This window comes from Methylobacterium sp. CCH7-A2 (assembly GCF_001557075.1).
Lineage (GTDB): Bacteria > Pseudomonadota > Alphaproteobacteria > Rhizobiales > Beijerinckiaceae > Allobosea > Allobosea massiliensis.
In genome coordinates, this window is sequence record NZ_LSKN01000245.1 from 39,688 (window position 1) to 62,056 (window position 22,369).

The window sequence follows — 22,369 nt, forward strand, 5'->3', positions numbered from 1 at the left end:
ATTCGAACGGAATCAGACAGCCTCCCGCGACCTCAGCCGCCGAAGGCGCGCGGGCCCTGCTCAATTGGGCTTGGGCGCCTCGGCCTGCGGGGCGGCGGCATCCTTCTTGACGCCGCGGAGCTGGTTCAGGGCGGCGATGAGCTGGGTGTCCTTGGTCGGGTCGTTGGGCACATAGGAAGCGGAGCCGGACTGCTCGTCCTTGCCGTCGCCAGCCTTGAGATGGCCCTTCAGCGCCGCCTCGCCCTTGTTCTCGGCGATCTTGTCCTTCAGCTCCGGCGGGATGTCCTGCACCACCTCGATGTCGGGAGAGATGCCCTTCGCCTGGATCGAGTTGCCGGACGGCGTGTAGTAGCGCGCCGTCGTCAGGCGCAGGCCGCCATTGCCGGCGAGCGGTATCACGGTCTGGACCGAGCCCTTGCCGAAGGAACGCGTGCCCATGATCGTGGCGCGCTTGTGGTCCTGCAGCGCGCCGGCGACGATCTCGGCGGCCGAGGCGGAGGAGCCGTTGATCAGCACGACGACCGGCTTGCCCTTGGTGAGGTCGCCCGCCTTGGCATTGAAGACCTGAGTCTCCTCGGCGTTGCGCCCGCGGGTCGAGACGATCTTGCCGCGCTCCAGGAAGGCATCGGAGACCAGCACGGACTGGTCGAGGCGGCCGCCCCGGTTGTTGCGAAGGTCGATGATGTAGCCCTTGAGCTTGTCGGCGCCGATGTCGGCATTGACCTTGTCGATCGCCTTGCGCAGGCCCTCATAGGTCTGCTCGCTGAAGGTGCCGATGCGGATATAGCCGACATCGCCTTCGACGCGCTCCTCGACGGCGGGAACGACGATGGTCGTGCGCGTCAGCGTGAATTCCAGCGGCTCCGGCTTGCCGGGGCGCTCGACCTTGAGCTTGACCTGGGTGTTGATGATGCCGCGCATCTTCTCGACCGCCTGGGTCAGGGAGAGGCCCTTCACCTCCTGGCCGTCGATCTGGCTGATGATGTCGTTGGCCAGGATGCCGGCCTTGAAGGCCGGCGTGTCCCGGATCGGCTTGGCGACCTTGAGGATGCCTTCCTCCATGGTGACTTCGATGCCGAGGCCGCCGAACTGGCCGCGCATGTCGGTGTCCATGTCGCGGAACGATTTGGCGTCGAGATAGGAGGAATGCGGGTCGAGCGAGGAGACCATGCCGTTGATGGCGGCCTCGATCAGCTTCTGCTCGTCCGGCTTCTCGACATAGTCGGTGCGGATCTTCTCGAAGATGTCACCGAAGAGGTTGAGGCTGCGATAGACCTCGGCGGAGGCCGCGACCGCGCTGGTCGAGGTGAGCAGGCGCGTCTGCGTGACCATGCCGGTCAGCCCCGCACCCAGCACAGCCCCGGCGAAAACGAGAGAAACCTTGCGCATCATCCGCGAACCTTTTCGCCAAGCGGTTTCGTCCACCACGGGGCCGGATCGACCGACACGCCGTCTTTTCTGAACTCGATATACAGCACCGGAAGGCCTGCTCCCGAGCCCACGATCGTCGCGGCAGCTTCCGACGTTTCGCCCATCACCGCAACCGGCTCCCCCGCGAGAACGAACTGGTTGAGAGCCACGTCGATCCGCTGCATCCCGGCGAGCAAGAGATAGTACCCCCCGCCGGCATTCAGGATCAAGAGTTGCCCGAAAGACCGGAAAGGACCCGCATAGACGACCCAAGCGTCCGAAGGCGCCGAAACTAGGGCGCCGGGCCGCGTTTCCAAGGAAATCCCGCGTGTGGTGCCGCCAGCACCGTCGGATTCGCCGAATCCACGCAATTGTGATCCTGCCACCGGCAGCGGCAACAGACCACGCGCTTCGGCGAAAGCGATCTTGGGAGCCAGGCGTGCCGGGTCCTTGAAGGCGAGCGCCGCCATGCGCTGGCGCTGTTCGCGGGTCTCCGCCTCGAGCGCCTGGCGCGCCGCCTCAGCAGCCCGATTGGCGGTGGAGATCTCCTTCTCCATCCGCTCGACGAAATCGCGCAGGCTCCTCGCCTTGGCGGCGAGTTCGCCGTCCTGCCCGCGCTGCGCTTCCGCGTCACGCGTGGCGCTGGCCTCGCGCTGGCGGCGGGCCTCGACGAGGGAGGCGATGCGCTGCCGCTCGCCCGCGAGCTGCTCGAGTTCGCCCGACAACGCCTTGCGCTCCGTGCCGATGCTTTCGCGCAGCCGCACCAGTTCGCCGAGATCGGTGCCGAGAACCTCGATCTCCTGCCGTAGATCGGGCACGACGGCGCCGAGCAGCATCGAAGCCCGCACCGCTTCGAGAATGTCTTCCGGACGCACCAGAACGGCGGGCGGCGGGCGTCTGCCGATGCGCTGAAGGGCCGCGAGCACCTCCGCGATCAGGCCGCGGCGCCCCTCAAGCGAGCGGCGAATGGCGGTTTCGCTCGACTGCAGCAGCGAGAGGCGCTGTTCGAGAGCGCTGATCCGCTGCTCGGCCCCCTGGGCCCGGGCGGTGGTATCGAGCAGGGCCTTGTTGAGAGCGGCCCGGTCGGCCCGGATCGCGGCGATCTCCGCCTCCAGCTTCGCGCGGGCTTCGGCATTGCCGGCGAGGCGCTCCTCGATTGTCTTCAGCTCGGCCTCGCGCGCCTGCTTCTCGACCAGCTTCTGCATCGCCTCGCGCGCGAGCGCCTCGGGGTCGGCCGGCTGCGGCTGTCCCGCCGCCGGGGCGCCGGCCAGGAGGAGTGCGAGCGCGAGTGTCGCCAACCGCCGGGAGCGACCGGCGCCGGGGAAACGAATCAGAGGGAGAAGCGCGTTCATGCGCGATGATAGGGGTGACCGGCGAGGATCGTCATCGCGCGGTAGAGCTGCTCCAGAACGAGGACCCGCACGAGCTGATGGGGAATGGTCAGGCCGCCGAAGGCGAGCGTCCGCGCCGCCTGGGCGCGGATTTCCTCCGCCAGCCCGTCCGCGCCGCCGATGACGAGGCTGAAGGAGGCGGTGCCGGCGTCGCGTGCCGCCGCGATCCCTGCGGCGAAGGCGTCGCTGCCCTGGCTGCGGCCGCGCTCGTCCAGCGCGACGACGAGGCCAGGGGACAGCCTCGCGAGAATCGCAGCCGCCTCCTCCCGCTTGCGCTCCTCGGGGCGGCGGCCGCGACTTTCCGCGATTTCGACGATGTCGGGGCCGGAGAGGCCGAGGCCGCGCCCCAGCGCGGCCGCGCGCTCGCGATAGCGCTCGCAGAGTTCGCGTTCCGGGCCGTCCTTGAGACGGCCGACGGCGATCAGGGCGAGGCGCATGCGCGGGGAGCGCCGTCAGCCGACGAGGCGCTCGCTGGGGCGGTCCGCGCCCCACATCTTCTCGAGATTGTAGAACTGGCGCACTTCCGGGCGGAAGACGTGGATGATGATGTCGCCGGTATCGATCAGCACCCAGTCGCAAGCCGGCATGCCCTCGACCTTGGGCGCGGGAAGGCCGGAGCCCTTGATCGCCTCGATGAGAGAATCGGCGATGGAGGCGACATGCCGGTTCACACGACCGGTCGCGATGATCATCGCATCGGCCAGCGAGGTCTTGCCGACCAGGTCGATGACCGTGATGTCTTCCGCCTTCATGTCCTCCAGGACGTGAAGAGCGAGGGCGATGCTGTCGGCAGAAGGATTCTCCTGCACGGCTTCCTGGGGAAGCGGCTTGGGCTCGGCTTCGCCACGGGTTGAAGGGGTCAGATCCGTATCCTCACGGGTTTGTGCGCTCGCGGCGCGGTAAGGTCAAAATACGCGCAATCGGCCCGAAATTCAATCGCGTTCGGCCTGTTCGCGCAGCATCGTCGACGAAAGCTCGGAGCGGCGTCCATGCAGGAAGACCCAGGCGGGCGGCTTCGTCAGGGCCAGAGCGGCGCCCTGGCTTTCCGAAATCCGCCAGCGCGAGAGCCAGTTGGCGGCTGGCGAGGCGACGGCGCTGTGGGTCGATCCCGGGCGGTCGATGATCGCCATCGGCATCATCCTCGCGATGGTGCGCCACTCGTTCCAGCGGTGGAAGCTGGCGAGATTGTCCGAGCCCATGATCCAGACGAAATTCACGCCGGGACAGCGGCGCTTCAGCGCGCGCAGCGTGTCGGCGGTGTAGCGCGTGCGCAGCATCGCCTCGATGCCGGTGACGTGGATCTTGGAGTGGTCGGCGAGCTTGCGCCCGAAGCGGATGCGCTGGGCGAGCGACGGCAGCGCCGCATTGTCCTTCAGCGGGTTGCCGGGCGTCACCAGCCACCAGATGCGGTCGAGCTGGAGCCGGCGCAGCGCGGTCAGGCTCGCCATGCGGTGGCCGTCATGGGCCGGGTTGAAGGTGCCGCCGAACAGGCCGATGCGCAGCCCCGGTGCGTGGGGTGGCAGGCGCAGATGCTCGAGGGCGAGGTGGGGGGACGGGGCCCCGGTTTCGTCGCTCACGGTCGGATCTGGCCGTTGCCGTGGACGCGGTACTTGAAGGAGCAGAGCTGCTCGACGCCGACGGGGCCTCGCGCATGCATCCTGCCCGTGGCGATGCCGATTTCGGCGCCGAAGCCGAATTCGCCGCCATCGGCGAACTGCGTCGAGGCGTTGTGCAGCACGATCGCGGAATCGACCTCGGCGAGGAAACGCGCGGCGGCGGCCTCGTCGGCGGTCACGATCGCGTCGGTGTGATGCGAGCCGTAGCGCTCGATATGGGCGACGGCCTCGTCGAGATCCGCGACGACCTTCACCGCGATGATGCGGTCGAGATATTCGGTCGCCCAGTCGGTCTCGGTCGCCGCCTCGGCCCGGGCCACGGCGGCCTGGGTGCGGGCATCGCCGCGCACCGCGCAGCCCGCGTCGATCAGGGCCGTCACCAGCGGCTCGAGATGCGTCGCCGCGCAGCCCTCGTCGATCAGCAGCGTCTCGGCCGCGCCGCAGACGCCGGTGCGGCGCAGCTTGGCGTTGAGCACGATGTCGCGCGCCATGGCGAGATCGGCGGCGGCGTGGACATAGACATGGCAGTTGCCGTCGAGATGCGCGAAGACCGGCACCCGCGCATCGCTCTGCACGCGCGCCACCAGGCTCTTGCCGCCGCGCGGCACGACGACGTCGACGCTGCCGTCGAGCCCCTTCAGGATCTCGCCCACGGCGGCGCGGTCACGGGTCGGCACGAGCTGGATCGCATCCGCCGGAAGGCCGGCCGCCGTCAGCCCCTCGCGCAGGGCGAGCGCGATCTCGGTCGAGGTCCGGAAACTGTCGGAGCCGGCGCGCAGGATCGCGGCGTTGCCGCTCTTCAGACAGAGCGCTCCCGCATCGGCCGTCACGTTCGGGCGGCTTTCGAAGATCACCGCGATGACGCCGAGCGGCGTCGTGACGCGCTCGAAGCGCAGGCCGTTGGGCTGCGTCCAGCTCGCGAGGACGCGGCCGAGCGGATCGGGCAGGGCGGCGATGCCGGCGACTGCGTCCGCCACCCCGGCGAGGCGATGATCGTCCAGCAGAAGGCGGTCGACAAAAGCCGCTGTCTGGCCGGCGGCGCGCGCATCGGCGAGGTCGAGCGCATTGGCGGCCAGGATGGCGGAAGCGCGGACCCGCAAGGCGCCGGCCATGGCAAGTAGAGCGGCATCGCGCCGTTCAGCGGAGGCGAGCGACACCTGTCGCGCGGCCGCGCGGGCGCGCCGGCCGAGGGCCAGCATCTCGGCGGCCAGATCCGGCGCCGGTCCGCCGTCGCGGGCGAGCCCCTCGTTCGAGACCACGCGGAGCACCGCTTCGCTCGTCATGTCCACCCTGCCAGACGCCATCTTCCCGCAACCTTAGCTCACGCCGAGCGCCATGTCGTCCCGGTGGATCATCTCGGCGCGTCCGGGATATCCCAGGATGGCGGCGATGTCGCGCGAGGCCTTGCCGAGGACGAGCGCGGCCTCGGCCGCGTCATAGGCGACGAGCCCGCGCCCGAGCAGGCGGCCGTCCCCGTCCCGGATCAGCACCGCGTCGCCACGGGCGAACTCGCCCTCGATCCGGCTGACGCCGACGGGCAGGAGGCTCGCGCCGCCGGCGAGCGCGCGGGCGGCGCCCGCATCGACATGGAGCGTCCCGCGCGGCTCCAGCGAGCCGGCGATCCAGGTCTTGCGGGCGGTGGCGGGCGTCGAGGCGGTCAGGAACCAGGTGCAGCGCGCGCCTTGCGTGATGGCCGAGAGCGGGTTCTTGCCGCGGCCGTCGGCGATCAGCATGTGGGTGCCGCCGCTGGCGGCGATCTTGCCGGCCTCGATCTTGGTGCGCATGCCGCCGCGCGACAGTTCGGACGCCGCGCCGCCGGCCATCGCATCGATTTCGGGCGTGATCCGCTCGACGACGGGAATATGGCGCGCCGCCGGATCGCGAGCGGGCGGGGCGGTGTAGAGCCCGTCGATGTCGGAGAACAGCACCAGCAGATCGGCGCCCGCCATGGTGGCGACGCGGGCGGCGAGCCGGTCGTTGTCGCCATAGCGAATCTCGGTGGTGGCGACGGTGTCGTTCTCGTTGATCACCGGCACGGCGCGCAGATCGAGCAGGCGGCCGAGCGTGGCGCGGGCGTTGAGATAACGGCGGCGCTCTTCCGTGTCGGCGAGGGTCAGCAGGATCTGCCCGGCGGTGAGCGCGTGATGGCCCAGTGCCTCGGCCCAGGTGCGGGCAAGCGCGATCTGTCCGACCGCGGCGGCGGCCTGGCTCTCCTCGAGGCGCAGCGGGCCCGAGGGCAGGCCGAGCACGGTGCGCCCCAGGGCAATGGCGCCCGAGGAGACGACGAGCACATCCGCGCCGCGCTGATGCAGATCGGCGAGGTCCTCGGCGAGAGCGGCGAGCCAGGCCTGACGCAGGCGGCCGCGGTCGCGATCGACGAGAAGGCTCGAGCCGACCTTCACCACGATGCGACGGAACTGGTTCAGCGAAGGCGTCTGCACGGAGAGAAAATCCGCAGGGTTGCGATTGCGCCGCCAGCCTCTTGGCGAAAAGCGCGTCATTGTAAAGCGCGTGAGCGCGGGGGCGGGGGCACCGTCGGCGCATTCGCGCGGCAGTTGCATTGACATTGTGGGTTCAAGCGCCCATATGGGGTTTGTCGATATTTAGGCCGAACGACTTGGCCCCGCGCAGTTCAGCTGCGCACGCTGACGACCTTCCCGCTCAAAATTCGAAAAACGGCGCGCGACATCCGTCCGCGTCGCACAATCATACCGTGAAAGGGTTCGTCATGAGCGCCGGTACAGTCAAGTGGTTCAATTCGACCAAGGGTTTCGGTTTCATTCAGCCGGATGACGGCGGTCAGGACGTGTTCGTCCACATCAGCGCCGTCGAGCGCGCCGGCATGCGCGATCTTCGGGAAGGTCAGAAGATCTCCTACGAGCTCACGCAGGACAAGCGCTCGGGCAAGATGTCGGCCGACCAGCTCCGCGCCGACTGAGACGATCGCCGCGACGGCCGGCCAGGACAGCAGGAGGGCGACCACGGATGTACTGGCGCCCCCGTTTCCAAGCCTGAGCCAGAGCGGCGTGACGAAGGGTCGGTGCCCGTGCCGGCCCTTTTTTCCATTCTCCAACCAAGGGAGTGACAGATGCAGGTTCTCGTCCGCGACAACAATGTCGACCAGGCCCTCCGGGTGCTGAAAAAGAAGATGCAGCGCGAAGGCGTGTTCCGCGAGATGAAGCGTCGTTCGGCCTATGAGAAGCCGTCCGAGAAGCGCGTTCGCGAGAAGGCCGACGCCATCCGCCGCGCCCGCAAGGTCGCCCGCAAGCAGATGCAGCGCGAGGGCCTGATCGCCGCCCCGAAGCCGAAGCCGCGCCCGGTGCGCGCTGGAAGCGCACCCGCGCCGCGCTGATTTCGATACCATTCGGGCGCATTTTGGATTAATGCGCCCTCGCGGGCCGCGATGCGCCCGTCACAACCCGAGAGAAGGCCACCCTTGAAGAACCCGAACGACCGCAGCTTCACTGATCGTCAGGCCAATTCCGCGGCCGCCAAGAAAGCGCTCCTGGAGCGTTTCAAGGCGAGGCCGGGTCCGGATGACCCGATCATGCAGCAGCGACGCGCGGAACGCGAAGCCATCGCCGCCGCCCGCGCCGCGCGCGAGGCTGAAAAGGCCGCCATCCGCGCCGAACAGGAGCGTCTTGCCGAGATCGAGCGTCTGCGCCGCGAAGAGGAAGAGCGGATCGCCGAACTCGCCCGCGAGGCCGCCCGCAAGGCCGAGCAGGCCAAGCGCGACGCCGAGCGCCCGCGCAAGGTGCTGCTCGAGGCCGTGCAGTACGCGCAGATGCGCGCCGCCGGCAAGGGCCGCCGCTGATTGCTGTCCGGCCGGGCTCTGCCCTGCCCGTCAGACCTGGCCCCGGCGGCCGGATCGCCTGATCGACCGCCTGCCGAGGCCGCGGGACCCAGCGAGGTTTCCGCCGTGACATGCCTCCCACAGGGGCGGGTCGCTCCGCGCCCTCCGGCCGGACCGTGAACCCGCCGCTGCCGCGAACCCGGAGCGAGCCGCCATGGCGACGCGAGGCCTTTCGTCCGACGAACTCAAGCTGCGCGCCCAGCGCGCCTTCGACAAGGTCGATGCGCGCAAGCAGGAAGCCTCCCGCGCGCTCGAGGCCGAGCAGCTCGCCCGCGAGGCCGTTCTCCAGAAGACGGCACGGCTGAGGGCGCTGCGCCTCGCCAAGGAAGCCGCCGACGCCGAGACCGCCGCCATCGTCGCCGCCGAACAGGCGCAGGCAAAGGCCGCGATCGCCGAGGCCAAGGCCGCCGCGAAGGCCAGCAAGGCCGAAGCCGGCAAGGGCCGGGCGAAGGCCAAGCCCGCCGCCTGACGGCGGCATATCAGACCCATCTGTGGCGTCGGAACCCTCCTCGCGTCTCGTGCCCTTTGCGCGCGGACGTCGCCGCGTCTGAGCTGCGCGGGATTTCCCCCTTTCCGTCGGGCCGCCGCGCCGATAACGTAGGCGAAATCGTCGCAGGCGAATTTTTCGTGCCGGCGGTTGAACCTCTCCTACGCTCGCTGCGACCAACCCTCGCGAGCCGGATGTCAGGCCTCGAGGGCGATGCATACGGAATCCGACGAAGAACTCGTCAAGCGGATCGCCGGTGGCGACCGGCTCGCGATGAAGGTGCTGTTCTCGCGGCACCAGACGCGGGTTTATCGTTTTGCGCTGCGGCTGCTGCGCGACGAGACGATGGCGGAGGATGTGACGGGTGACGTCTTCATGGACCTCTGGCGTCAGGCCGACCGGTTCGAGGCGCGATCCTCGGTCACGACCTGGCTCCTCACCATCGCGCGGAACAAGTCCTACTCGGCCTTGCGCAAGCGGCGCGATGCGGGGCTGGACGACGATTTCGCCGCCGGGATCGAAGACGAGGCGGACGACCCCGAGGTCGTTCTCCAGAAGCAGGACAAGGGGCTCGCAATCCGGGCCTGCCTGTCCAAGCTCTCGCGAGAGCATGCCGAGGTCATCGACCTGGTCTACTATCACGAGAGTTCAGTGGAGGAGGTTGCCCGGATCGTCGGCATCCCCGAGAACACCGTCAAAACCCGGCTCTTCCACGCTCGCAAGAAGCTGGGAGAGCTGCTCAAGGCGGCCGGGATCGACCGTGGCTGGCCCTGAGGGGACGCCGCGCGCCGCAGGTCGCAGCTCCGCCATGCCGATGCGTTTCCGTCCCTGCGCCATCCGTTTCCAGGCGGTGCGCGATTCCGGAGTTCAGTCATGACCGACGCCATCGCGACCGATCCGAAGCGGGCCGAAATCGAGCTGCTTCTGCCCTTCTATGCCACGGGACGTTTGTCGCCGGCCGACAAGGCCCGCGTCGAGGCGGCCCTGGCGGAGGATCGCGACCTTGCCTTGCGTCTCGACATCGTGCGGGACGACATGGCCGAGACCGTGCTGCTCAACGAGCGGCTCGGCGCGCCCTCGCCGCGGGTCCTCGACCGGCTGATGGCCGGCATCGAGGCCGAGCCGCGCCGCCAGAGCCTTCTCTCCTCAGCGAAGGGCGGCTTTTTCACCTGGCTCGGGACTTTGCTCGCGGCGCAGCCGCCGCGCCGGCTCGCTTATGCGGGTGCGGCGGCGATCGCGCTGGTCGCGATCCAGGGGATCGCGCTGACCAGCCTCGTCCTGCGCGAGCGGACCGGTTTCGAAACCGCCTCGAGCGTGTCGCAGGCGTCCGAGCGCTATGTGCTGCTGAGCTTCTCGGCCGATGCGCGGGCGGGCGACATCGCCTCCTTCTTCAAGCGCTTCGACGCCTCGGTCGTCGATGGCCCCCGCGCGAACGGCTTCTTCAAGGTCCGCGTCGGCGATGCCTCGCTGACCCAGGCCCAGGTCGACGCCATCGCGGCCCGGATGAAATCCGAGGCCGCGATCGTGCGTTTCGTCGCGCCGGCGCCCTGAGCGCGGCGGTGACGGCGGGGCATGGTTCTGGTAAGGCTTCGCCGCATCCGAGCGCATCGGGAGAGCGCATCATGAGGTCGTTCCGTTCCCTGACCGGGCTGCTCATGGCTGCCGGCTGCGTCGCGCTGGCGCTGGGTGCAGCGCCCGCGGGGGCGCAGCAGCAGGGCCAGGGCAACACGCCGCCGGCCAGCCCGCCCGGAGGCTCAACCCGCGCGATCACCGTGCCGCCGCCGGCCTGGCAGGTTCCGGGCATCTTCGGCCAGCGGCCGTCGCGCACCGTCGTCCCCGCGGCCGACGAGACCCGTTTCGTGCCCGGGGAGATTCTGTTCGAGCTTGCGCCGGACGCCCAGGCCGAGGCGGTGCTGCGCCGCTACGGCGCGACCCTGATCGCGAGCCGGCGCGTCGAACTGGCGGGCACGACGATCATCCGCGCCCGGCTCGCGGAAGGGCGCGACCTGCGCGCCGTCCTGACCCAGATGGCGAGCGACAACGCCATTGCAGGGGCCCAGCCGAATTTCACCTTCGAACTCCAGCAGGATCTGGCACAGCCGGTCAGCACCACCGCGACCAGCACGCGCTCGGATGTCCCGACGCTGCGCCTGTCCGATCCCGCGGCCCTGCGCGCTCCGCCGGTCCGGCGCGAGCTGCCGGCGCAGTATGTGGTCGACAAGCTGCGCCTCGGGGAGGTCCACAAGGTCGCGCGCGGCAATGCAGTCCGGGTCGCCGTGATCGATTCCGGGGTCGATGTCGGGCATCCGGAACTGAGGGGGGCGATCCTCGGCGCCTATGATGCGCTCGGCGGGCCGTTCGAACCCCATGCCCACGGCACCTCGATGGCGGCGGCGATCGTCGCGCAGGGACAGTTGCAGGGCGTTGCGCCTGCCGCAAGGCTGCTGGTGGCGCGGGCCTTTTCCGGCAAGGCCGGATCGGGCGCAGCCAACGGCACCAGCCTGCAAATCCTCTCGGCGATCGAATGGGCGGTGAATCAGGGCGCGCGCGTCGTCAATCTCAGCTTCGCCGGCCCTGAGGACCGGCTGTTGTCGCGCGGTCTCGCGGGACTCGCGGCCAAGGGTGTGGTCGCTGTCGCTGCTGCCGGGAACGCCGGGCCGGCCTCGGCGCCGCTCCATCCCGCGGTCGATCCCAATGTCATCGCGGTGACGGCGACGGATGCCGAAGACCGGGTTTACGTCCGCGCCAATCGCGGCAGCCATATCGCCGTGGCGGCGCCGGGGGTCGACGTGCTCGCGGCGGAGCCCGAGGGGCGCTACGTCTTCTCGTCCGGCACCTCGATCGCCGCCGCACATGTCTCGGGGCTGGTCGCTCTGGTGCTGGAGAAGCGGCCGGAGCTGGACGTTGCGGCGATGCGCCGCCTGCTGACGGAGACGGCGGTCGATCTCGGATCGCGCGGGCGCGACCCCGTCTACGGTGCCGGCCGCATCGACGCCGCCGCTGCCCTGTCGCGGGCCCAGCCGCTCACAGCCTCACGTCCCTGACGCCGGGGCGAGGCGCGGCGCCGGCTCGTATTGCTGCTCCAGCCGGTTTGCATGGCGGTGCAGCAGGCGCCATTCGCTGCCTTCGAAGCGGAAGACATGGGTCACGCGGTTGGTCCAGCGCGTCGGCGCGTCCAGATCCGGAAGCAGCACCTCGAAGTTCTCGATGTCGGTGACGAGTGCGAGTTCCGTTCCGACCACGGTCGTGACATTCTGATGGCTGACCGTGCCGCCGCGAAACTGCTTGGCGGCCCAGTCCCAGCGCCGCGAGATGGCCTCCCAGCCTTTCTCGTAGCCGCCCCAGCCATACATGCTGGTGGCATCGTCGGCATGGGAATAGAGCGCCTTGATCGGCCCGACCTCGCCGTTGGCGACATGGGCGAGTGCCTCGCGTAGCCGCGCCAGTGCGGCCGGAAAGTCTCTTGTTGCCGCCGTCTCGACCGTCCCGTGCATGTCCGTCTCCTGCATTCCAGGCAGCCTAGCATGGTGGTGGGCGGTCGTTTCAAGCGGAGAGCGGCGCCGCGGCGCATCGCGCCGCTTGACCTTGGCCGCCGCATCGGACTGATGTCCGCCCATGCGCCGCCCCCGCCTTCTCTTCGTCGCCACCGAGGACTGGTTCTTCGCCTCGCATTTCCTGCCGATGGCACGGGCTGCGCGCGAGCTGGATTTCGATGTCGCGGTGATCGCGCGCGAGCGCCATCACCGCCGCGTTCTCGAGGCGGTGGGCGTGCGGCTGATCCCTCTCGAGGCGGAAAGGCGCAGCCTCGACCCGCGGGTGCTGTTCCGGCAGATCGTGGCGCTGCGGCGCCTGATCGAGCAGGAGCGGCCCGACATCCTGCACTGCATCGCGCTGAAGCCGATCGCGCTGGCGGGGCTCGCCGGTCGGCTGGCTGGTGTCGAGCGGCGCGTCTACGCGCTGACCGGGCTCGGATTTCTCGGGGCCAGCCAGGGTTTGGTGGCAGCAGCGGCGCGATGGGCCGCGATTGCCTGGCTGCGCGGCGTGATCGACGGGCCGCAGGTGCGGTTCCTGTTCGAGAACCCGGACGACCCCGTCACGCTGGGGCTCGACCCGCAGGATCGCGCCAAGGTCGCCCTCGTCGGCGGGGCGGGGGTCGATCCGCTCATCCTGATGCCGGAGCCGATGCCGCCGGCCCCGCCATTCAAGGTGGCGCTGGTCGCCCGACTGCTCTGGTCGAAGGGCGTCGATCTCGCAGTGGAGGCGGTGAGGCTGGCGCGGGCCGAGGGGGCGCGGGTCGAGCTGACGCTGCATGGCGCACCGGATCCCTCCAATCCCAAGGCGGTTCCCGAGGAGACGCTGAAGCAGTGGGCCGCGCGCCCTGGGATCGACTGGGCCGGCCCGACGCGCGACATCGAGGGCGTCTGGCGCCAGCATCATCTCTGCATCCTGCCCTCGCGCGGCGGCGAGGGTCTGCCTCGCACGATCCTGGAGGCCGCAGCCTGCGGCCGCCCGATCCTGACGACGAATGTCCCGGGCTGCCGCAGCTTCGTGCGCGACGGCCAGGACGGCATGGTGGTCCCGCCGGGTGATGCGGCGGCGCTGGCGCGGGCGCTGATCGTCTTCGCCCGCGCGCCGGCTCTCGCCGAACGCATGGGCGCGAGCGCCCGGGCGCGGCTGATCGACGGCCACACCGAGCGCGATGTCATGAACGCGGTCAAGGCGCTGTATCGCGGGCTGCTCTCGCGGCCGACGACGGACATTGCCGCGTGAGCGCCCCGGCGCTCGACCGGCGCGCCTTCATCCGCGAACATACCCGGTTGCTACCGGTGCCGCATGCGCCTGAGATCGCGATCCATGTCGCCGAGGAGGCGACGGAGCTCTGGCAGAAGACCGAGGACGAACTCGCCACGATCGGGCTGCCGCCACCTTTCTGGGCTTTTGCGTGGGCGGGCGGTCAGGCGCTGGCGCGCTACCTCCTCGACGAACCGGTCATCGCACGCGGCCGTCGGGTGCTGGACTTCGCCAGCGGCTCGGGACTGGTCGCCATTGCAGCGGCCCGCTGCGGGGCCGCGAGCGTGGAGGCCTGCGACATCGACGCTTTTGCGGCGGAGGCGATGGCCCTCAATGCCGCCGCCAACGGCGTCTCAGTGACGATCCGGCTGGAGGATCTGATCGGGCGCGACGAAGGCTGGGATGTCATCTGCGCCGGCGATGTCTGCTACGAGCGCGCCATGGCCGACAGCGTCGTCGCATGGCTGGCGACACTGTCGGCGCGCGGGGCGCAGGTCCTGATCGGCGATCCCGGTCGCAGCTATCTGCCGAAGGAGCGGCTCGAGGCCCTCGCGAGCTACGCGGTACCGGTGACGCGCACCCTCGAGGACGCCGATATCAAGCACAGCACCGTCTGGCGGCTGGCAGGCTAGCCCGGCGCAACGCACGCGCCGGGGGTCGCTCAGGCTGCGCGGCGGCGGTGCATGGGCTGGGCGGCCATGCGGCCGTCCTGCGAGGTCCTGAAGCTCGAGATCAGCCGGTTGAGCTGCTCGATCTGGTCCAACAGCGCCTTCGAGGAGGCGGCGCTCTGCTCGGCGAGCGCGGCGTTCTGCTGGGTGATCTCGTCCATATGGCTGACCGTCTGGCTCATTTCCTCGATGCCGTTGGCCTGCTCGCCCGAGGCACTGGCGATCTCCTCGACGGTGGAGGAGACGGCCGCCGCGGCCTCGACGATCTGCTCCAGCGTGCCACCGGCCAGACGAACGAGCTTCACGCCCTCCGTCACCTCGGCATCGGAGGATGCGATCAGGCCGGTGATATCCTTGGCGGCGTCGGAGGAGCGCTGCGCCAGCGCCCGGACCTCTGCGGCAACGACAGCGAAGCCGCGCCCCGCATCGCCGGCACGGGCGGCCTCGACGGCGGCGTTCAGCGCCAGCAGATTGGTCTGGAAGGCGATGCCGTCGATGACGCTGGTGATCTCGGAGATTTTCTTCGAGGCGTCCTCGATCCGTGCCATGGCGTCGGTCGCGTTCTTGACGATGTCGCCGCCGGTGCGGGCGATCTTGGTGGCGTCGTCGGCGAGCGCCACGGAGCGGCGCGAGGCCTGGGCCGAGGTCTTGACCGAGGCCGCGAGTTGCTCGGTGGTCGCAGCGCTTTCCTCGAGCGCCGAAGCCTGCTGCTCCGTGCGCATCGAAAGATCGTTTGCGCCCGAATTGATCTCCTGAGAGGTCGCGGCGATGGCGGAGGAGTTGGTCTTGATGGTCGACACCATCTGCTCGAGCCGGTCCATCGCGCCGTTGAAGTTGTCGCGGATGGCCGCGTACTCCGCCGGAATGTCCTGGCTGATCCGGAAGGTGAGGTTGCCGTCGGCCAAAGCCGCCATGGCCTCGGTGACCGAGGCGACGGCCGTTTCGCGTTCCGCGGCGAGGGAGCGCTCAATCGCCTTGGCCTGCTCCTCGACGCGAAGACGGGCCGCCTCGGACGCCTCCAGGTAGACCGAGATCGCGTAGTCCATGTCCAGCAGCGCCGCCTTGACCAAGGCGCTGATTTCGGCCGCCCGCTGGGTGGCTTCCTCCGAACCGCTGCCGAAGCGACGCTTCGGCCAGCGCGCGACGAGGACGTCGGTGATGAGTTTTTCGAGGATCAGGGCGTAGCCGCCGATGTACCAGCGCGGCTCCAGCCCGATCCGGGCATGGACTTCGCCGACCTTGGTGACGGCGGCGACAAAGTTCTGGTCGAACTGGCCGTTGGCCATCCGGTCCCAATGCGAGGACTGACGCTGCTTGGCGCTGTCGATGTGCTGCTCGCTGGAAAAGAACCGCTTGGTCTCGGGGCTGTTGCGCAGCTGGCTGTAGAAGGCGTCGAGGGCACCGGGCAGAGCGGCCACGATGTCGTCATGCATGCCCTTGATCTGGTCGCGGGCCCGGCCGTCCAGCTGCATGAACGCTAGCCGGCTATTGAGGTGATCGGAAGACGTCATCGGAGGCTCCTGCCTGCAACACCAAGTGCCGGTGCCGAAATCGATGAAACGCCTGGTTGGTTAACGAAGGTTCAAAATACAGACGGAGGATGTGAGAAAATGCGCTTTTTGGTTGCGTTTCCCATTGGTCATTCGTCTAAGCTATCCGGCGGTTGGGCCGCAAAGCCCTCATAGCGCGCCAGGAAGGCGTCGACCGGCAAAGCCCGGAAATCGGAAAGGGCGGCGCACAGGCGCGCGTGATCCCAGTCCCACCAGGCGAGTTGCATGAGGCGCTCCGCGGTCGCCTCGGGGAAGCGTGCACGGATCGGCCGGGCCGGATTGCCCGCGACGATGGTGTAGGGTGCGACGTCCTTGGTGACGATCGCTCCGCCCGCCACGACGGCGCCCGTGCCGATGCTGCGGCCGGGCAGGATGATGGCGCCATGGCCGATCCAGACATCGTGGCCGATGGTCACCGGCGTCGAGCGGCGCCAGTCGAAGAAGGCGGCATCGTCCTCGGCATCCTCGAAATAGGCGCTGGCGCGGTAGGTGAAATGCGACTGGCTGGCGCGCTGCATGGGGTGGTTGCCGGGGTTGATCCGCGTCATCGCCGCGATCGAGCAGAACTTGCCGATGGTGGTGTAGATGATGTTGGAATCGTTCACGACATAGGAGTAGTCGCCCATCGTCGACTCGACGAAGGAGGTTCGCGCTCCGATCTCGGTGTAGCGCCCGAGGGTCGCGTCGCGCACGACCGCCGTCTCATGGATCACCGGTTCGAGCCCGAGCTTCCTGGCGGCCATGGGGTGTCTCCGTTCTGTGGGGATCGCCGGCCTGGTCGTCAGCGGCCGAGCGTAAAGGCGTCGATGATGCGGAAGCGGCCGGCCCGGTTGTCCTGCCGGAACACCGCGAGGCGGTCGATTGAAACCGGACCCGCGGGGACGGCGCACGCATGGGCTTCTGTCAGCGCCGCGGCGATGGCGGGTGCCTCGTCCTGCGGGAGCGCCCCGGTCAGCGTCATGTGGAAGCGGAAGGCGTCGCCGACATAAGGGTAGCCATAGGCGTCGAGATGGGCGCGCTCGGTCGGTGTCAGCGGGCTGGCGAGGCGCCGCTCCCGATCGGCCTGTCCCAGCGGTGCGCGAAACGGCTCGAAGGCCTGGACGATGCCGAAGGCCAGCGCCTGTAGCGCCGGGCTCGGTTCGGCCGGCGTCAGTGCGACGAAGCGGCCGAGCGATGTGACTTTGAGGCCGGCCAGAGGCACGGCCGTGCAGCCGAGGGCGATCTGCCGGGCGAAGGCCCGCAATTCACCCTCGCTGCGGCCATTGGCCAGCTCGAACGGCGCCTTCAGCGTCGCGTGAAAGCCGTAGCGGCGCGGTTCGGCGGTGCGGTCCGGCCAGAGCTGCACGTCGCAGCCGGGCGGAACGGCGAAGGCGATCTCCTCGCCGGTGAAGGCGTCGTAGCCCAGCGTCGCGCAGCCGAAGCGCCAGAGCGCGCTGTCGACGGCGGGCGCGTAATAGAGGGCATAGCGCGGGCCGCTCAAAACGCGCGCTCGCCCTTCGACCAGACGGCCGCGATCACGGGCGTCGGTCCCAAAGCCTTGAAGCGGACGAGATCGGCCCGCAGCCCGGTCTTGAGATGGCCGCGGTCGCGCAGGCCGAGGATGTCGGCCACTTTCCAGGTGACCATGCCCATCGCGTCCGGCAGGCCGAGGCCGTGGTCGTTGTGCAGCTTCAGCACGGCCTGGAGCAGGCTGGCGGGCACATAATCGGAGGAGAGCCCGTCGAGCAGGCCTTTCTCGGCCAGTTCGGAGACCGAGACGCCACCGGAATGCGAGCCGCCGCGCACGACGTTCGGGGCGCCGGCGATGGTCGCGAGCCCGCGCTGCTTGGCGGCGGCGGCGGCCTCGACCGTGGTCGGGAATTCCGAGATCACCGCGCCCGAGGCCAGCCCCTCCTCGACATGCTCGACGGTGGTGTCGTCATGGGTCGCGATCGGGATGCCACGGGCACTGAAGAGCTCGACCACCGCCTGCCAGTTGCGGCCGACATTGGCGGCGCCTTCCATCTGGCGGGTGGCGACATCCTCCTCGAACTCCGCCTCGGTCTTGCCGTTGCCGATGGCATAGGTCCGCAGATGCTCGATGTTGCGCCACTGGCGTTGGCCGGGCGTGTGGTCCATCAGCGAGACAAGCTGCACCAGCGCGTCGTCCTGATAGGGCTCGATATCCCTGAGAAGGTCGGGGCTCGTCAGTTCGCAGCGCATGTGGATGCGATGGTCGATGCGGAAGACGCCTTCCGCCTGGCCTCGGGCGAGCGAGGTCATGACGTCGGCGAAGATGTCCTTGCGGTAGTCCTTGGCGGAAAAGGGCGTGCCGGCGCAGATCGCGTCATAGACCGTGGTGACGCCGGCCGCCGCCATCTGCGCGTCATGGACCAGCGCGGCGGCGAGCCCATTCGGCCAGAAGACCTTGGGCCGCGGCATGAAATGCTTTTCCATGTTGTCGGTGTGCATCTCGACGAGGCCGGGCGCGACATAGTCGCCGCCCGCGTCGACGGCGGCCGGGAGCGAGGAGAGCCCTTGGTCGACCGCGGTGATCACGCCGTTCTCGAAGGCGATCGTGCCCGTGACGATCTCGTCCTCGAGGATCAGGCGGGCATTGGTCAGAACGGTCTGCATCAGGCGGCCTTCCGGAAAGTGGTGATGTCGAGATAGCGGGTCGCCACCTTCTCGCGCACGGCCTCGTCGTGGAAAATCCCGACGATCGCGGAACCCCTCGCGCGGGCTTCCGCGATGAGTTCGACCACGACGTCGCGGTTGGCGGCGTCGAGCGAGGCGGTCGGCTCGTCGATCAGCATGATGGCGGAGGGGTCGACAAAGGAGCGGGCGATGTTGACGCGCTGCTGCTCGCCGCCGGAGAAGGTCGCCGGCGCGAGGTTCCAGAGCCGCTCCGGCAGGTTGAGTCGCGCGAGCATCGCCTTCGCCCGCTCGCTCGCCTGATCCGGCGCAACGCCGCGCGCCAGCAGCGGGTCGCGCACGATGTCGAGCGCGCTGACCCGCGGGATCACGCGCAGAAACTGCGAGACGAAGCCGAGCGTGCGGCGGCGGATGTCCAGCACCGTCCGGGGAACGGCTGTGACGATGTCGACGGGCCGGCCCGCATGGGTGATGTGGATATGGCCGGCGCTCGGCCGGTAATTGCCGTAGAGGATGCGCAGCAGGCTCGACTTGCCGGCGCCCGACGCGCCCGCGAGTACGAGGGCCTCGCCGGCCTCGACGCTGAAATTGACGTCGTCGAAGACGGGCAGCCGGACGCCGCCCTGATTGTGCAGGGTGAAGGCCTTGGTGACGTTCTCGACGCGAATCATCGTGGTCATGGGATCAGGCCTTGTCGGGTCGCGGTGACGCCGGCGTGACGGGCGTGCCTTGGGTGGCCGGGGCGTTCGGCGGCGGGGCGGCCTTGGCCGGCCGTCCGAGCAGGGTGCGTTCGACTTCCAGCCCGCTCGGTTGCCGGTCCGCCTCGCCGGAGACGGGGCTCGGGACGGCCTGAGGGCCGAAACCCGACCATTGGGGCTGGATGAAGCCGCTCATACGCTCAGCACCGCGGAGGTGAGGAGCTGCGTATAGGCGTGGTGAGGGTCGTCCAGCACCTGGTCGGTCAGGCCCTGCTCGACGACATGGCCGTCCTTCATCACCATCAGCCGGTCGGTGAGGAGGCGTGCCACGGCGAGGTCGTGCGTGACGATGATGGCGGCGAGGCCGAGATCGCGCACCAGCACGCGCAGCAGGTCGAGCAGGCGGGCCTGGACCGAGACGTCGAGGCCGCCGGTCGGCTCGTCCATGAAGACGAGGCGCGGTTCCGAGACGAGCACGCGGGCGATCTGCAGGCGCTGTTGCATGCCGCCGGAGAACTGGCGCGGCCGGTCGTCGATGCGGGCACCGGCGATCTCGACGCGCGAGAGCCAGTCGAGCGCGCGCTCGCGGATCTGGCCGTAATGGCGGTCGCCGCGGTCCATCAGCCGCTCGCCGACATTGCCGCCGGCCGAGACATCCATGCGCAGTCCGTCGCGTGGGTTCTGGTGGACGATGCCCCAGGCGGTGCGCATCAGCCGCCGGCGCTCTTGCTCGGGCACGGAGTAGATGTCGAGCGGTTCGGCTCCGCCCCGGAACAGCACCTCGCCCGCGTCGGGACGGTCGATGCCGGCGAGGCAGCGCAGCAGGGTCGACTTGCCGGAGCCGGATTCGCCGACGATGCCGAGCACCTCGCCCGGCCAGAGGTCGAAGGAGACCTCCGCACAGCCGATGCGCTCGCCATAGAAGCGCGAGACGCCGGCGACGGAGAGCAGCGGGGCAGGTTCGAGGATGGCCTCGGGCGGAGAGACGTGGAGGGTCATGAGGTGCTCTCCTCGCAGGCGACCAGCCCGCTCGCCGCCGCATCGCCCAGCATCGCGCCGCGATGGCCGGCGGCGCGGCGCGTCTCGCAATGGTGGCTGTCGGAACAGACGAACATCCGGCTGCCCTGATCGTCGATCACGACCTCGTCGAGATAGCTGTCCGTCGCTGCACAAAGCGCGCAGGGCTCGTTCCAGCTCTGGATGCGGAAGGGATGATCCTCGAAATCGAGGCTGCGCACGCTGGTATGGGGCGGGAGCGCATAGATGCGCTTCTCGCGGCCGGCGCCGAAGAGCTGGAGCGCCGGCGACATGTGCATCTTCGGATTGTCGAATTTCGGGATGGGCGAGGGCGCCATGATGTAGCGGCCGTTGATCATGACCGGGTAGTCATAGGTCGTCGTGACCTCGCCGAAGCGGGCGATGTTTTCGTAGAGCTTGACCTGCATCAGCCCGTATTCGGCCCAAGCGTGCATCTTGCGCGTCTCGGCCTCGCGCGGCTCGAGCTTGCGCAGGGGCTCGGGCTGCGGGACCTGGTAGACGATGATCTGGCCGGCGGTCAGCGGTGCCTCCGGGATGCGATGGCGGGTCTGGATGATCGTCGCCTGCTCGGTCGCTTCCGTGGTGCGGGCGTCGGCGGTCTTCTCGAAGAAGCGGCGGATCGAGACGGCGTTGGTGGTATCGTCGGCGCCCTGGTCGATGACCTTCAGCGTGTCCTGGGGCCCGATGATCGCCGCCGTGACCTGGATGCCGCCGGTGCCCCAGCCGCGGGCGAGCGGCATCTCGCGCGAGCCGAATGGCACCTGGTAGCCGGGCACGGCCACGGCCTTGAGCACAGCGCGGCGGATCATCCGCTTCGTCTGCTCGTCGAGATAGGCATAGTTGTAGGCGGGGCTCGCCTCGTCGCCCGGCAGGGTCTGGTGAATGGTCATTCCGCGGCCTCCGGCAGCGTCTCGGGTTCGGCTGCGAGGCGTGCCTCGCGCTCGCGGCGGATGCGGCGGATCAGTTCGAGCTCACCCTGGAAATCGACATAATGCGGCAGCTTCAGATGCTCGACGAAGCCGGCCGCCTCGACATTGTCAGAGTGGTAGAGGACGAACTCGTCCTGCTGGGCCGGGTACTCGGCCGCCTCGCCGAACTCCCGGGCCTTGAGGGCGCGATCGACGAGCGACATCGACATGGCCTTGCGCTCGCTATGGCCGAAGGCCAGGCCGTAGCCGCGGGTGAACTGCGGTGGAACGTCCTTTGAGCCGGCAAACTGGTTGACCATCTGGCATTCGGTCAGGGTGATCTCGCCGAGATCGACCGCAAAGCCGAGCTCTTCAGGAATGAACTCGACCGAGACCTCGCCGACGCGGATCTCGCCGACGAAGGGATGGTTGCCGCCGAAGCCGCGCTGGACCGAATAGCCGAGACCGAGCAGGAAACCCTCGTCGCCGCGTGCCATCGCCTGCAGGCGGACATCGCGGCTGGCCGGGAAGGAGACCGGCTCGCGGGTCAGATCGAAGGGGCGCGGGTCGCCCTCGGGCGCGATCTCAGGCTCCATCAGCCCCTCGGCGCCGAGGATGTCGGGCACGCGGGGCATGTGGGTGTCGAGGGGGGCGTGAAGGTCGTCATGCTCGGGCTTGACCCGAGCATCTCCGGTCGCGGTCGTGCTGGATGCGCCTTCTCGTCCCGAGATGGTCGGGTCAGGCCCGACCATGACGCTGCTGGTATCGTCCATCAGCGCGAAATCGAACAGCCGGTGTGTATAGTCGTAGGTCGGCCCCAGCACCTGCCCACCCGGCAGGTCCTTGTAGGTGGCCGAGACGCGCCGGCGGATCGCCATCTTGGCTGTGTCCACCGGTTCGGATGAGCCGAAGCGCGGCAGGGTGGTGCGATAGGCGCGCATCAGGAACGCGGCCTCGATGACGTCGCCCTGCGCCTGTTTCAGCGCCAGTGCCGCGAGGTCGGCATCATAGAGCGAGCCCTCGTTCATGACACGGGCGCAGGCCAGCGCCTGCTGCTCGCGGATCTGGGCGACGCTGATCTCCGGAACGGCCGCGTCGCCGCGACGCGCTTCCGCGACACGTTCATGGGTGGCGAGAATGGCGGCTTCGCCGCCCTTGACCGCGACATACATCAGCGAGCCTCCCCGATGTGCGTGGAGCGCGGCAGGCCGACGACGGCGTCGCCATGGGTCAGCAGGAGATCGACGCCGAGCGGGTAGGCAGCGTTGTTCGCGGCGACCTCGGCCCAGAAGCCGGGTCGCAGGCCGGCGGGAGCGACGCTGCAC

26 protein-coding genes are annotated in these 22,369 nt (G+C 69.2%); 9 read left to right on the top strand and 17 right to left on the bottom strand.

Features of this window, described 5'->3' with window-relative positions:
• Nucleotides 1–60: 60 nt before the first annotated feature.
• From AX750_RS18720 to proB, 7 genes are all read right to left on the bottom strand, one after another.
• Complete coding sequence (locus AX750_RS18720; protein WP_066723636.1) at nucleotides 61–1,389, bottom strand: S41 family peptidase; 1,329 nt, start codon at nucleotides 1,387–1,389, stop codon at nucleotides 61–63.
• Nucleotides 1,389–2,708 (bottom strand): peptidoglycan DD-metalloendopeptidase family protein, encoded by a 1,320-nt coding sequence (locus AX750_RS18725; RefSeq protein ID WP_245282440.1) that lies wholly within the window; start codon nucleotides 2,706–2,708, stop codon nucleotides 1,389–1,391. Before AX750_RS18725 ends, AX750_RS18720 begins: the two co-directional genes overlap by 1 nt.
• A gap of 50 nt (nucleotides 2,709–2,758) precedes the next feature.
• A complete protein-coding gene (gene rlmH / locus AX750_RS18730; RefSeq protein WP_066723529.1) occupies nucleotides 2,759–3,238 on the bottom strand; it encodes a 23S rRNA (pseudouridine(1915)-N(3))-methyltransferase RlmH in 480 nt (159 codons plus the stop codon).
• 15 nt (nucleotides 3,239–3,253) lie between these two features.
• Complete coding sequence (gene rsfS / locus AX750_RS18735) at nucleotides 3,254–3,610, bottom strand: ribosome silencing factor (protein WP_066723528.1); 357 nt, start codon at nucleotides 3,608–3,610, stop codon at nucleotides 3,254–3,256.
• A gap of 123 nt (nucleotides 3,611–3,733) precedes the next feature.
• Nucleotides 3,734–4,378, bottom strand: a complete 645-nt coding sequence (locus tag AX750_RS18740; RefSeq protein ID WP_245282441.1) for a nicotinate-nucleotide adenylyltransferase — start codon at nucleotides 4,376–4,378, stop codon at nucleotides 3,734–3,736.
• Entirely contained in the window at nucleotides 4,375–5,616 is a 1,242-nt protein-coding gene (locus tag AX750_RS18745; RefSeq protein WP_066723624.1) for a glutamate-5-semialdehyde dehydrogenase, read from the bottom strand. The genes AX750_RS18740 and AX750_RS18745 overlap by 4 nt, the downstream gene beginning before the upstream one ends.
• Before the next feature lie 117 nt (nucleotides 5,617–5,733).
• Nucleotides 5,734–6,918, bottom strand: a complete 1,185-nt coding sequence (proB, locus tag AX750_RS18750; RefSeq protein WP_082735247.1) for a glutamate 5-kinase — start codon at nucleotides 6,916–6,918, stop codon at nucleotides 5,734–5,736.
• Nucleotides 6,919–7,130: 212 nt separating this feature from the next.
• Between proB and AX750_RS18755 the strand changes: the two genes are divergently transcribed.
• The 7 genes from AX750_RS18755 to AX750_RS18785 all read left to right on the top strand — a co-directional run bounded on the left by AX750_RS18755 (nucleotide 7,131) and on the right by AX750_RS18785 (nucleotide 11,801).
• A complete protein-coding gene (locus AX750_RS18755) occupies nucleotides 7,131–7,355 on the top strand; it encodes a cold-shock protein (RefSeq protein WP_280939913.1) in 225 nt (74 codons plus the stop codon).
• A gap of 150 nt (nucleotides 7,356–7,505) precedes the next feature.
• Nucleotides 7,506–7,769: a 30S ribosomal protein S21 gene (gene rpsU, locus AX750_RS18760; RefSeq protein WP_066723523.1), complete on the top strand. Its 264-nt coding sequence runs from the start codon at nucleotides 7,506–7,508 to the stop codon at nucleotides 7,767–7,769.
• An 84-nt stretch (nucleotides 7,770–7,853) separates the two neighbouring features.
• On the top strand, nucleotides 7,854–8,231 hold the full coding sequence (locus AX750_RS18765; RefSeq protein ID WP_067997043.1) for a DUF6481 family protein: 378 nt from the start codon (nucleotides 7,854–7,856) through the stop codon (nucleotides 8,229–8,231).
• Nucleotides 8,232–8,424: 193 nt separating this feature from the next.
• Nucleotides 8,425–8,739 (top strand): hypothetical protein, encoded by a 315-nt coding sequence (locus AX750_RS26965; RefSeq protein ID WP_066723519.1) that lies wholly within the window; start codon nucleotides 8,425–8,427, stop codon nucleotides 8,737–8,739.
• Nucleotides 8,740–8,970: 231 nt separating this feature from the next.
• Nucleotides 8,971–9,531, top strand: a complete 561-nt coding sequence (locus AX750_RS18775; RefSeq protein ID WP_066723517.1) for a sigma-70 family RNA polymerase sigma factor — start codon at nucleotides 8,971–8,973, stop codon at nucleotides 9,529–9,531.
• A 99-nt stretch (nucleotides 9,532–9,630) separates the two neighbouring features.
• The gene (locus AX750_RS18780) at nucleotides 9,631–10,308 is read left to right on the top strand and encodes a hypothetical protein (RefSeq protein ID WP_066723515.1); all 678 of its coding nucleotides are present in this window, start codon (nucleotides 9,631–9,633) and stop codon (nucleotides 10,306–10,308) included.
• A 71-nt stretch (nucleotides 10,309–10,379) separates the two neighbouring features.
• Nucleotides 10,380–11,801: a S8 family serine peptidase gene (locus AX750_RS18785; RefSeq protein WP_066723514.1), complete on the top strand. Its 1,422-nt coding sequence runs from the start codon at nucleotides 10,380–10,382 to the stop codon at nucleotides 11,799–11,801.
• On the opposite strand, the gene AX750_RS18790 is transcribed toward AX750_RS18785, so the two are convergent.
• Nucleotides 11,790–12,251 (bottom strand): nuclear transport factor 2 family protein, encoded by a 462-nt coding sequence (locus AX750_RS18790; RefSeq protein WP_197426680.1) that lies wholly within the window; start codon nucleotides 12,249–12,251, stop codon nucleotides 11,790–11,792. The two genes, AX750_RS18785 and AX750_RS18790, sit on opposite strands and share 12 nt — an antisense overlap.
• Before the next feature lie 121 nt (nucleotides 12,252–12,372).
• Here AX750_RS18790 and AX750_RS18795 point away from each other — a divergent pair, with 121 nt between their 5' ends.
• Both AX750_RS18795 and AX750_RS18800 read left to right on the top strand, forming a co-directional pair.
• Complete coding sequence (locus tag AX750_RS18795) at nucleotides 12,373–13,527, top strand: glycosyltransferase family 4 protein (protein WP_066723507.1); 1,155 nt, start codon at nucleotides 12,373–12,375, stop codon at nucleotides 13,525–13,527.
• Nucleotides 13,524–14,180, top strand: a complete 657-nt coding sequence (locus AX750_RS18800; protein WP_066723504.1) for a methyltransferase — start codon at nucleotides 13,524–13,526, stop codon at nucleotides 14,178–14,180. Before AX750_RS18795 ends, AX750_RS18800 begins: the two co-directional genes overlap by 4 nt.
• A 29-nt stretch (nucleotides 14,181–14,209) precedes the next feature.
• On the opposite strand, the gene AX750_RS18805 is transcribed toward AX750_RS18800, so the two are convergent.
• From AX750_RS18805 to AX750_RS18845, 9 genes are all read right to left on the bottom strand, one after another.
• Nucleotides 14,210–15,727, bottom strand: a complete 1,518-nt coding sequence (locus AX750_RS18805) for a globin-coupled sensor protein (RefSeq protein WP_082735241.1) — start codon at nucleotides 15,725–15,727, stop codon at nucleotides 14,210–14,212.
• A gap of 128 nt (nucleotides 15,728–15,855) precedes the next feature.
• Nucleotides 15,856–16,509, bottom strand: coding sequence for a chloramphenicol acetyltransferase (locus AX750_RS18810; protein ID WP_066723502.1), 654 nt, complete (start codon nucleotides 16,507–16,509; stop codon nucleotides 15,856–15,858).
• 38 nt (nucleotides 16,510–16,547) lie between these two features.
• Entirely contained in the window at nucleotides 16,548–17,246 is a 699-nt protein-coding gene (locus AX750_RS18815) for a DUF1045 domain-containing protein (RefSeq protein WP_245282442.1), read from the bottom strand.
• Nucleotides 17,243–18,382: an alpha-D-ribose 1-methylphosphonate 5-triphosphate diphosphatase gene (locus tag AX750_RS18820; RefSeq protein ID WP_066723500.1), complete on the bottom strand. Its 1,140-nt coding sequence runs from the start codon at nucleotides 18,380–18,382 to the stop codon at nucleotides 17,243–17,245. The genes AX750_RS18815 and AX750_RS18820 overlap by 4 nt, the downstream gene beginning before the upstream one ends.
• Nucleotides 18,382–19,080, bottom strand: a complete 699-nt coding sequence (phnL, locus tag AX750_RS18825; protein WP_066723498.1) for a phosphonate C-P lyase system protein PhnL — start codon at nucleotides 19,078–19,080, stop codon at nucleotides 18,382–18,384. The genes AX750_RS18820 and phnL overlap by 1 nt, the downstream gene beginning before the upstream one ends.
• A 4-nt stretch (nucleotides 19,081–19,084) precedes the next feature.
• A complete protein-coding gene (locus tag AX750_RS18830; protein ID WP_066723495.1) occupies nucleotides 19,085–19,294 on the bottom strand; it encodes a hypothetical protein in 210 nt (69 codons plus the stop codon).
• Complete coding sequence (gene phnK, locus AX750_RS18835; protein WP_066723492.1) at nucleotides 19,291–20,097, bottom strand: phosphonate C-P lyase system protein PhnK; 807 nt, start codon at nucleotides 20,095–20,097, stop codon at nucleotides 19,291–19,293. The genes AX750_RS18830 and phnK overlap by 4 nt, the downstream gene beginning before the upstream one ends.
• Nucleotides 20,094–21,026 (bottom strand): alpha-D-ribose 1-methylphosphonate 5-phosphate C-P-lyase PhnJ, encoded by a 933-nt coding sequence (locus tag AX750_RS18840; RefSeq protein WP_066723489.1) that lies wholly within the window; start codon nucleotides 21,024–21,026, stop codon nucleotides 20,094–20,096. Before AX750_RS18840 ends, phnK begins: the two co-directional genes overlap by 4 nt.
• The gene (locus AX750_RS18845; RefSeq protein WP_066723486.1) at nucleotides 21,023–22,216 is read right to left on the bottom strand and encodes a carbon-phosphorus lyase complex subunit PhnI; all 1,194 of its coding nucleotides are present in this window, start codon (nucleotides 22,214–22,216) and stop codon (nucleotides 21,023–21,025) included. Before AX750_RS18845 ends, AX750_RS18840 begins: the two co-directional genes overlap by 4 nt.
• Nucleotides 22,217–22,369: the final 153 nt, after the last annotated feature.

Excerpts from the sequence above, each read along its gene's own strand:
- AX750_RS18720 (WP_066723636.1), bottom strand. The coding sequence starts at position 1,389 with ATGCGCAAGGTTTCTCTCGTTTTCGCCGGGGCTGTGCTGGGTGCGGGG.
- rlmH (WP_066723529.1), bottom strand. The coding sequence starts at position 3,238 with ATGCGCCTCGCCCTGATCGCCGTCGGCCGTCTCAAGGACGGCCCGGAA.
- AX750_RS18745 (WP_066723624.1), bottom strand. The coding sequence starts at position 5,616 with ATGCTGGCCCTCGGCCGGCGCGCCCGCGCGGCCGCGCGACAGGTGTCG.
- proB (WP_082735247.1), bottom strand. The coding sequence starts at position 6,918 with ATGACGCGCTTTTCGCCAAGAGGCTGGCGGCGCAATCGCAACCCTGCG.
- rpsU (WP_066723523.1), top strand. The coding sequence starts at position 7,506 with ATGCAGGTTCTCGTCCGCGACAACAATGTCGACCAGGCCCTCCGGGTG.
- AX750_RS26965 (WP_066723519.1), top strand. The coding sequence starts at position 8,425 with ATGGCGACGCGAGGCCTTTCGTCCGACGAACTCAAGCTGCGCGCCCAG.
- AX750_RS18775 (WP_066723517.1), top strand. The coding sequence starts at position 8,971 with ATGCATACGGAATCCGACGAAGAACTCGTCAAGCGGATCGCCGGTGGC.
- AX750_RS18780 (WP_066723515.1), top strand. The coding sequence starts at position 9,631 with ATGACCGACGCCATCGCGACCGATCCGAAGCGGGCCGAAATCGAGCTG.
- AX750_RS18785 (WP_066723514.1), top strand. The coding sequence starts at position 10,380 with ATGAGGTCGTTCCGTTCCCTGACCGGGCTGCTCATGGCTGCCGGCTGC.
- AX750_RS18790 (WP_197426680.1), bottom strand. The coding sequence starts at position 12,251 with ATGCACGGGACGGTCGAGACGGCGGCAACAAGAGACTTTCCGGCCGCA.
- AX750_RS18795 (WP_066723507.1), top strand. The coding sequence starts at position 12,373 with ATGCGCCGCCCCCGCCTTCTCTTCGTCGCCACCGAGGACTGGTTCTTC.
- AX750_RS18805 (WP_082735241.1), bottom strand. The coding sequence starts at position 15,727 with ATGACGTCTTCCGATCACCTCAATAGCCGGCTAGCGTTCATGCAGCTG.
- AX750_RS18810 (WP_066723502.1), bottom strand. The coding sequence starts at position 16,509 with ATGGCCGCCAGGAAGCTCGGGCTCGAACCGGTGATCCATGAGACGGCG.
- AX750_RS18820 (WP_066723500.1), bottom strand. The coding sequence starts at position 18,382 with ATGCAGACCGTTCTGACCAATGCCCGCCTGATCCTCGAGGACGAGATC.
- phnL (WP_066723498.1), bottom strand. The coding sequence starts at position 19,080 with ATGACCACGATGATTCGCGTCGAGAACGTCACCAAGGCCTTCACCCTG.
- AX750_RS18830 (WP_066723495.1), bottom strand. The coding sequence starts at position 19,294 with ATGAGCGGCTTCATCCAGCCCCAATGGTCGGGTTTCGGCCCTCAGGCC.
- phnK (WP_066723492.1), bottom strand. The coding sequence starts at position 20,097 with ATGACCCTCCACGTCTCTCCGCCCGAGGCCATCCTCGAACCTGCCCCG.
- AX750_RS18840 (WP_066723489.1), bottom strand. The coding sequence starts at position 21,026 with ATGACCATTCACCAGACCCTGCCGGGCGACGAGGCGAGCCCCGCCTAC.
- AX750_RS18845 (WP_066723486.1), bottom strand. The coding sequence starts at position 22,216 with ATGTATGTCGCGGTCAAGGGCGGCGAAGCCGCCATTCTCGCCACCCAT.